Annotated in this window: 9 protein-coding genes; all 9 read right to left on the bottom strand. The window is 62.2% G+C overall.

Annotated features, from left to right (window positions below; genetic code table 11):
• Nucleotides 1-778, bottom strand: a 778-nt coding sequence (locus tag EOA60_RS09360) for a TrbI/VirB10 family protein (RefSeq protein ID WP_281060732.1), incomplete at its 3' end; no start/stop codon positions are given.
• Nucleotides 779-888: 110 nt separating this feature from the next.
• Nucleotides 889-1,902, bottom strand: coding sequence for a P-type conjugative transfer protein TrbG (gene trbG / locus EOA60_RS09355; protein ID WP_164746653.1), 1,014 nt, complete (start codon nt 1,900-1,902; stop codon nt 889-891).
• 8 nt (nt 1,903-1,910) lie between these two features.
• On the bottom strand, nt 1,911-2,636 hold the full coding sequence (gene trbF, locus EOA60_RS09350) for a conjugal transfer protein TrbF (RefSeq protein WP_091595789.1): 726 nt from the start codon (nt 2,634-2,636) through the stop codon (nt 1,911-1,913).
• Nucleotides 2,637-3,959, bottom strand: a complete 1,323-nt coding sequence (trbL, locus tag EOA60_RS09345; RefSeq protein WP_127334880.1) for a P-type conjugative transfer protein TrbL — start codon at nt 3,957-3,959, stop codon at nt 2,637-2,639.
• A 33-nt stretch (nt 3,960-3,992) separates the two neighbouring features.
• Complete coding sequence (trbJ, locus tag EOA60_RS09340; protein ID WP_091595793.1) at nt 3,993-4,718, bottom strand: P-type conjugative transfer protein TrbJ; 726 nt, start codon at nt 4,716-4,718, stop codon at nt 3,993-3,995.
• Nucleotides 4,715-7,165 carry a conjugal transfer protein TrbE gene (gene trbE / locus EOA60_RS09335; protein ID WP_029354937.1) on the bottom strand — a complete coding sequence of 817 codons (2,451 nt, stop codon included), beginning with the start codon at nt 7,163-7,165 and terminating at the stop codon, nt 4,715-4,717. Before trbE ends, trbJ begins: the two co-directional genes overlap by 4 nt.
• Nucleotides 7,159-7,431, bottom strand: coding sequence for a VirB3 family type IV secretion system protein (locus EOA60_RS09330; protein WP_024502852.1), 273 nt, complete (start codon nt 7,429-7,431; stop codon nt 7,159-7,161). Before EOA60_RS09330 ends, trbE begins: the two co-directional genes overlap by 7 nt.
• Complete coding sequence (locus tag EOA60_RS09325; RefSeq protein WP_024502851.1) at nt 7,431-7,739, bottom strand: TrbC/VirB2 family protein; 309 nt, start codon at nt 7,737-7,739, stop codon at nt 7,431-7,433. Before EOA60_RS09325 ends, EOA60_RS09330 begins: the two co-directional genes overlap by 1 nt.
• A gap of 12 nt (nt 7,740-7,751) precedes the next feature.
• Complete coding sequence (gene trbB / locus EOA60_RS09320; RefSeq protein ID WP_091595797.1) at nt 7,752-8,720, bottom strand: P-type conjugative transfer ATPase TrbB; 969 nt, start codon at nt 8,718-8,720, stop codon at nt 7,752-7,754.
• Nucleotides 8,721-8,786 lie beyond the last annotated feature (66 nt).

Below are 8,786 nucleotides of genomic sequence, written 5' to 3'. Positions count from 1 at the left end.
GCAGAATGCGCTGCCAGACCAGCAGCGCTCGCTTTTGCCCGAACGCGACGACGCTGTCGTAGACGCCGATAAGACGTGAGCCCTGCGGAATCAGCAATATGTTGCCCGTGACCGTGTCGTGCACATTCTCGGTGACTTGCGCGACGACAAGGCCCGGCAAATCGGAATTGATGCCGGTGATCAGGCTGGCGGCAATCACGCTGCCAGCCATCAGTTGATACGGCGAGATCGGCGTCTGCAGCGCATGCGGATTGTAGATCCCGCCAGTGCTCCGCTGGCTGAGGAAATCAAGCTTTCGCTGCTGATTGTTCTGGTCGCCTTCCGCCGGCGCCACCGAGGCTGACGCGCGTGCTGCTTCGGATTGGGGAAGTGCCTCAAATGGATGCTGAGCAGTTTGCACGCTCTCACCGACATCTGTCTGTTGAGCTCGATTTTCGACGCGGAAAAGCACCTGCGATTCACGCGCTTCGATCGCCTGCTGCGCTAGACGCTGCTCCTCGGCCGAGATGTCTTGACCCGGCACGATGCCGAGCTGGCGCTGCCGCTCGAGGATGGGGCGACCGAGGTCGCCCGGCAAAGGTGGCCCAAGGACGGGAGGCTTCGGCTTCATGCCGGAATAGTCATGGGGAAGCGTATCGAGTCCCTCGACGGTTGGTTTGCGCTCAGTGCTGTAGGGATCTTCCGCCTGATCCCTGATGCGAAGGGCCGGCCCCTGGAGCGCCATCATGGCAACGCCGAACACAGCGCCGGATCCGAGCGCTGCGATCGCGATGATCACACCGCGCCTGAACCGCACCACGCGGCGGGGAGAGGCCCGAAGCTGCAGTTCCTCGGGATCCAGTTTCGGCGGGATGCCAGAGCGGGAATTTTCGATCATGAGCCCTCACCTCACCGGCTGGAACGCGAAAAGAGCGAGATCCGCCGTAGCGGTTGCCTGTCGTCAATCCTGCTGATGCGGATCACCTGCTGCTGCTTGGTGCCGAGGCGAAGTTCGGCCGCGGCGAAGAGCCGATCGACGATGTAATAGTTGCCGCGCACGCGATAGTTGACGAGCTCGCTGCTCCCATCTGCGCCGACGATGAAGAGTGGTGGCGCCTCGCCCTGATCTATGCGACGAGGGAACTCAATATAGACCTTGCTGCCGTCGTCGAAGGCTCGCGTCGGTCTCCAGGGCGGTGTGTCGCCACTGATCGAGTAGCGAAAGCGAAGGTTTTCGAGCGCGATATTCGACGCGACCGGTGTAACTGCCTCGGCTTGAGCATTGCGCTGGCGAAGCGCGATGATCTGGTCTTGGCTGTAGGTCCAGGAGATTGCCGCCATTGCTGTCTTCTCGGTGCTTTGAAGCTGCAAATGATAGGTCCGCCGGTCCGTCGTAATGACGACATTGGTGGCAAGACCCGGCGCGAAGGGTTTCACCAGAACATGGGTGCGCTGATTGTCACCGGTGCCGCTTGCGGTATCGCCTATGACCCAGCGCACGGTGTCGCCAGCCGACACGGCGGTTAGTTTCTCGCCCGGCTGCAGAGCGATGTCGGTCACGCGCTCCGGCGCGGCATAGAGCTGATAAAGCGCGCCATCGGTGAAGGGGTAGACTTGCACGGCATTAACATACCCGTACTTGGTGGGTTGCTGGGTCGCGGCTTTGTTGGCATCAGCGACGCGTTCTTCAGGGGGGCGCTTGTCCTCGGCCTTGCCGGACTCGGGCTGCAATTGGCCAGGCAGCGGCAGTGGTTTTGGCACCTCGACAATTCTAATCGGCCTCTCCGGCGCCTTCTCGATCGCGGCCGGTTTGAAGTCAGCAGCGTCATAGGAAATCTCAGGCGGCGGCACCTTCTTCGATGCACAAGCGGAAACGACCGCTGCCGACACCGATAGGATCAGCACGGCACGAATCGGTGACATTTTATCTTTCATTGGTGGACTCCGTCGGAGAAAGGGGGGGGTGGGACGGCGCTGTCGAGCTCGCGTGACCAGTCAATGGCGTTGATGAAGACGCCGAGCGGATTCTTGCGCAGCTGATCCGTATTGCTTGGCGAGCGGATCACGATCGTGAGGATCGCAGTCCAGCGCATCGTGCTGGCAAGGCTTCCGCGCTCAAACACCTGCTCGGTCCATTTGACCTGGAATGAACTTTCGGAGGCCCTGACCACGCTGGTGACCTGTACCGAGACACTGCGCGTTCCGATCTGACCGAAGGGGTCGTTCGCCTTGGCGTATTCGTTGAGGAAGAGCGCTGCGCGATCGCTAGCAAAGTCGTAAGCTGCGAACCAGTTCTGCCGTACCAAAACCGGATCGGTGGAAACGGAACGGACATTCTGGATGAAGCGGCCGAGATGCCAGGCGATCTGAGCATCCGAGGGCTCATAATTCCGGATTGCCGGCGCGACGGCGCGCGTCTCGCCGAAGCCATCGACCTCGACGACGTAAGGCACGACACGGCTTTGCATCGACTGCCATACGAGTCCGCCGGAAAGTCCGGTCGCCAAGGCCAGGCACCCAAGGGCCATGAGCCGCCAGTTCCTGGCCTGCAGTCGAGATGAGCCGATGCGCTCGTCCCACAGCTGGGCGGCTTTTTGATACGGCGTGACCGGTTCGGGTGTTTTGCCGTAACGGTGCACGGGTCGCTTGAAGAGCATCTAGTCATCCTTGTCGTTGAGAGAGGGGTTGGCGCTGCCTCCCGGCCGGTCTCCGTCTCGGACAGCTTGCATGGCAGCGTGGCGATGTGCACGGGCGGTCTGTTCAGAACGTAGGCGCCTTGCCCACGTCGGCGCCGAAACAGTGGCCGAACCGGCAGAGCGCTCGGTCATTGACGCGGTCGGCGTGCCGCCGGTCGCGGTCCACGCGGCATCGCGCCCGGCATCGGCGTTGCGCCCAACACTTGCAGTGGCGGATCGCGCTACGCGTATAGCGGCGCCGCCAGCGGCACTGGTTACACCATGCATTCCAGCAGCCACACCGGAGAGGCCAACGTCGGGCGAGGTTGCGCGCCCGATCTGCCAGGACGTGGAAGCAGCCGATCCCATTGTTGTGCCGGCGCGGATGGCGGCGAGACCGCCGCTGGTTGCCATACGCGCGCCAGAAAATGCCGTGCCTCCAGCAACGAGTGATACACCCGCTGCCGCCGCGGTCGTGCCGAGGGCGGCGCCCGCGCCAAGCTGCGGTGCGCCTGAGACAAGACCCGACGCGATCCCCGGCCCAAAAATGCCAAGGCCAAGCAGTGCCAGTGCGCCCAGTACCTGGGACATGGCAGCGGCCAGATCCGGCTCCTTGCCTTGCAATGCGGAAGCGAACTCCCCGAAGAGCGTGGAGCCGATGCCGACAATGACGGCGAGCACCATCACCTTGATGCCTGACGAGATAACATGGCCGAGCACGCGTTCGGCCAGGAACGCTGAACGGTTCCAAAGTGCGAATGGAATTAAAACAAAACCTGCCAGCGTGGTGAGCTTGAACTCAAGGATGGTGATGAAAAGCTGGATGGAAAGGATGAAGAAGGCGATGATGACCAGGAACCAGGCCATCAGCAGCACGAAGATGGTCAGTGCGTTGCCGAAGATTTCCGGGAAGCCCAGGAGCTGACTGGCTTGGTCAAGCATTGGCCAAGCACCTTCGAAACCGGTCGCGGCAATGCGGCCCGGGCGCAGGAGATTGTCTGCCGACAGATTGCCGGCCGACGCATTAATCCCGAGACCGGCAAAAGAACGATAAATGATATCGGCGAGGTTCTTGAAATTGTTCAGGATGAAGGCGAAGACGCCAACATAGAGCACCTTGCGGACAAGCCGGCCGAGAACGCTGGTCTCCTCGCCGAGCGCCCACGCCAGGCCGGCAAGTGTGATGTCAATGCCGATCAGAATGGTAGTGAGGAAGGCGACGTCGCCCGAGAGCAGACCGAACCCGCTGTCGATGTAGCGGATGAAGGTCTCCATGAAGCGATCGATGACGCCAAGGTCGTTCATGCCGCTGCCTTCCTCGTCGTGATGAACTCGTGATTAATTGCCGGGATAAGCCGAGCCGGTACCCAAGAATCGCTTCGTCATCTCGCGGGCGGCTTCCTCTGACTGGGCCTTGCGGGCGGCATCCTCGGCCTCAGCTCGAAACTGCGTTGCGAGCAGCGTCTGGATCTGCATCTGCTGCTTTGTCGAAAGCGCTATCAGCTGGTTGGTGGCCTGGCTTGCCTGAAGCGCACCGGCCGCCCCTTGGCTGCGGTTGACGAGATCGGCGAGCAGATCGCCGTCGGCGCGGACGTTCTCGACGATTTGCGACTGGACCCCCATGGTCTGGCGGAACGCCTGCATGGCGCTTTGCCAACGCTCGCGCGCAGCACTCGCCACATCGCTGACCTTGATCGTGGCGTCGTAGCTTTCCGGATATTGGCTGCGCCACTGGTCTTGAAGCTTGCCCAGATCAAAGCTGAGGCCACTCGCCTGGTCCATCAAGCCGTCGATGCGATGGAGCGAACCGGTGAGTTGGCCAACGGAAGAGAAATCCAGACGCTGAAGATTGCGCGCCATGTTCTGCAGCATGGTCGCCTGATTCTGCAGCGACTGGATCTGGTTGTTGATCTGCTCCAGGGCGCGCGCGGCCGTCAGCACGTTCTGCGCATAATTGGACGGATCGAACACGATAAGGGCGTAGGCGGGCTGCACATAGTCGGCCATAGGCTTGGCGATCAGGGAAACGGTGATCAGGCCGGAGAGAAGGCGTCGCCGCATCATGCTAATTGCTCCTTGTCTGGTTGAGGGAATTGCTTGAGAAGTTCGCCGGCCCAATCGAGGCCGCGCGCGATCAGGAACTGCGAGGCAAAGCTGCCTTGCCCGTCTTCGGACAGGATCCTGTCGATCAGAGTCTGCGTGGCCGGATCGGAAGCACCGCAAAGCGCAAGAGCGATGGGGCCAAGCCCGAGCTCGAACAGACGGTTGCCGCGGCGCGATTGCAGATAATACTGACGCTTCGGCGTGGCGCGGGCGATCAATTCGATCTGCCGCTCGCTTAAACCGAAGCGTTCGTAGGCTGTGCGCGCCTGGGGTTCCACGGCACGATCATTGGGAAGGAAAATGCGCTGCGGGCAGCTTTCGATGATTGCCGGCGCTATGGCAGAGCCCGCGATATCAGCCAGCGACTGCGTAGCGAAGACAACCGACACGTTCTTCTTTCGCAGCACCTTCAGCCATTCGCGGATGCGGGCGGCGAACAGCGGATTGTCGAGATAGACCCACGCCTCGTCGAGCATGATCAGCGTGGGCCGTCCGTCGAACCGTTCCTCAAGTCGCTGGAACAGATAGGTAAGCACCGGCAGCAAAGCGCCTTGGCTGTGCATCAGCTCCTCGGTCTCGAAACACTGCACATCCGACAAGGCCAGCCCATCATGATCGGCATCGAGCAGGCGGCCGAAGGGACCGTCGAGCGTGTAGGGCATCAATGCGGACTTCAGCGCATTGGATTGAAGCAGGACCGAAAGGCCGGTCAGTGTGCGTTCCTGCGCCGGCGCGGTGGCAAGGCTGGCCAGCGCTGACCAGATAGCCTCCTTCACCTCCGGCGTGACGGTGACGTTCTCGTGGGCAATAAGGCTGGCGATCCATTCGGCCGCCCAGCTTCGGCTAGCCTGGTCGTTGATGCTGCGCAGTGGCTGAAAGGCAAGGGAACCGTCCGCTCCTAGCGCGTGGTGTTCTCCACCCATGGCAAGTGTTGCAGCACGGGCCGAATTGCCTTTGTCGAAGACATAAACCTGGGCGCCGGCATAGCGCCTGAACTGCAGAGCAATCAGAGCAAGCAGAACCGACTTGCCGGCGCCGGTCGGACCAACAGCCAGCATGTGGCCGACATCTTCGACGTGGGTGGAAAGCCGAAACGGTGTCGACCCGCTGGTCTCGGCAACGAGAAGCGGTGGCGCTTCGGTTTGGGTGACTTTCGCGAGATACTCGTTTGTCGCAGGACCGGCCCAAACCGACGACAGCGGCATGAGATGGGCAAGGTTCAAAGTATGAACGAGCGGTTGGCGAACGTTAGCGTAGACATGGCCAGGCAATGAGCCGAGCCAAGCCTCGACCGCATTGACGCCTTCTCGGATCGTGGTGAAACCGATCCCATTGATGATGCGCTCGACCGCGCGAAGCTTCTCTGCAGCGGCTTGGCGATCCTCGCCCCACACCGTCACGGTCGTGGTGAGATAGCCGAAGCTCACATGATCGCCGCCCAATGCCTGAAGGGCTTCGTCGGCATCGAGCGCCTTGTTGTCGGCATCGCTGTCGACAAGCGGGACCGGCTCGTTGGTAATGACCTCGCGTAGGATTGCCACGATCGATTTGCGCTTGGCAAACCACTGCCGGCGCAACCGCGTCAGCGTCTTCGTGGCTTCCGTTTTCTCGAGCGGAATGAAGCGCGTCATCCAGCGATAGGCGAAATCCTGATGATTGAGGGCATCGAGAATCCCGGGCCGGGTGAGGTTCGGAAAGCCGAGGATGGTCAGTGTGCGAAGATGCTGCTCACCCAGCATCGGCTCCAGGCCACCGGCAAGCGGCGCATCGACCAGGATGGCATCCAGATATATCGGCGTTTCCGGGACCATGATAGGATGGCGTCGAGGCGAAATCGTGCCGTGGAGATAGGTCAACGTCTGAGCATCATCGAGGACGCGTACTTCGGGCATGAAGCCCGAGAAGAGATCGAGCACGCGGTTGGTCTCGTCACGGAACCTCGCCAGATCCTGGCGCCAGTCTCTTTCTCCTTGGGAATAATGAGAGTCGACGAGCGCGCTTTCCGCGCGCGCCTGGGCGTCGGGCGGTGGCATAAACACTAAGGTCACATGATAGCGGCTCTCGTAGTGCGCTACCTTCCCCTCGAAAGCAGCGCGGCGTTCTTCGTCGACCAGCCACGACGCGGCGTCAGGAAAATGCGAGTTCGGATAGCCCAGCGCTTCTATGCGCTCGGCCTCAAAGAACAATGCCCAGCCAGAGCCAAGGCGTCTGAGAGCATTGTTCGCCCGGCCGCAAATGCCGACGAGTTCAGCCTCCGTCGCACTTTCGAGATCCGGGCCGCGGAACCGCAACGTCCGCTGAAAGCTGCCGTCCTTGTTGAGCACGATGCCGGGCGCCACCAAGGCAGCCCAGGGTAGATGGTCGGCAAGCCGGTCGGCTTTGCTTCGATATTCCGAAAGGTTCAGCATGCAAGCCACCCCTTCAGACGAAGGTGGCGCACAAGCACGCTGGCGAAGTCCGGATCGCGTCTTGCGGCAAAGACCGCTAACGAGTGGCCCGCGATCCAAAGCACCAGACCAGCAATCCATTGCTGCAAGCCGAAGCCAATGGCCGCGGCCACTGTACCGTTGAGGATCGCCACCGCGCGCGGAGCCCCGCCGAGCAGGATCGGCTCGGTCAGCGCCCGGTGGACCGGTACTGCGAAGCCCTCGATATGCTGCTCCCCGGCGGCCATCAGACGAGCGCCCCACCACCGAAGGAGAAGAAGGAGAGGAAGAAGCTCGATGCCGCGAAGGCGATCGACAGACCGAAGACGATCTGAATCAGGCGCCGAAAACCACCGGCGGTGTCGCCGAAGGCAAGCGTCAGGCCGGTGGTGATAATGATGATCACCGCAACGATCTTGGCGACCGGTCCCTGCACCGACTCCAGGATCTGCTGCAGCGGCTGCTCCCACGGCATGCCGGAGCCGGCCGCATAAACGGGGGCCGTGATAAGAAACGCGAGCGCTGTGGACGAAAGAAAGCGAAGCTTCTTGCGCATGAGGAAGGCCTTTCAAAGCTGCTGGAGTTGCGAAAGCGTGAGCGGGGCAACGGCGTAATCGCCGCTGCCGTCGAGACCGGTGACCTCGGCGATTGCGTCGATGTGGCGCGACGAGCCGCGGCCGGCGATGAAGACGAGCAGGTCGACGGCATCGGCGATGAGGCGGCGGGGAACGGTGACGACTGCTTCCTGTGCGAGCTGCTCGATACGGTAGAGTGCGGAGCGCGCCGAATTGGCGTGAACCGTGGCGATGCCGCCGGGGTGCCCGGTGTTCCATGCCTTCAGCATGTCGAGTGCTTCCGCACCTCTTACTTCGCCGACGATGATGCGGTCGGGCCTGAGCCGCAGCGTTGAGCGCACGAGATCGGCAAGGGTGACCGAGCCCCGCCTCGTTCTCAGGGCAACGCAGTCCCTGGCCGCGCACTGCAGTTCGCGCGTGTCCTCGATGAGGATCACCCGCTCGTCGCATTCTGCGACCTCCGCCAGCAGCGCATTGGCAAGGGTTGTCTTGCCCGAAGACGTGCCGCCGGCGACCAGGATGTTGCGCCGCTCGCGGACTGCCCTCTTGAGCACATCGACCTGCAGCGGCAGCATGATCCGGTCCGCGACATAGTCGGCCAGCGTGTAGAGCTTTGCCGCTGGTTTACGGATGGCAAAGCATGGCGCGAGCACGACCGGCGGCAGCAGACCCTCGAAGCGCTCGCCCGACGGCAGTTCGGCACTGACAATCGGATTGTCCGCGTGCGCCTCGACCCGCACATGGGAGGCGACCAGGCGGATGATGCGTTCCGCCTCGGACGGGTGCAGATGCACGCCCGTATTGACTCGGCCCTCGCCCAGCCGGTCGAGCCGCAGCGCACCGTCGGGATTGACCATCACCTCGATGACGGACGGATCGGCAAGGGCTTCGGTGATTGCCGGACCCAGGGCGGTGCGCAGCATGACACGCCGCCGGTGGTCGGCCTCGGGATGAGAGCTCATCCTTCCCCTCCCCCACCATTGTCTTTGCTAAGCGACCTTTTGCCGGAAGCGATCTGGCCGCCGACC

Origin of the sequence: Mesorhizobium sp. M1A.F.Ca.IN.020.06.1.1, from assembly GCF_004023265.1 — a bacterium.
In the GTDB taxonomy this organism is placed as follows: domain Bacteria; phylum Pseudomonadota; class Alphaproteobacteria; order Rhizobiales; family Rhizobiaceae; genus Mesorhizobium.
The sequence above is the reverse complement of the archived record's forward strand: the minus strand, read 5'-3'. Positions and strand labels throughout refer to the sequence as shown.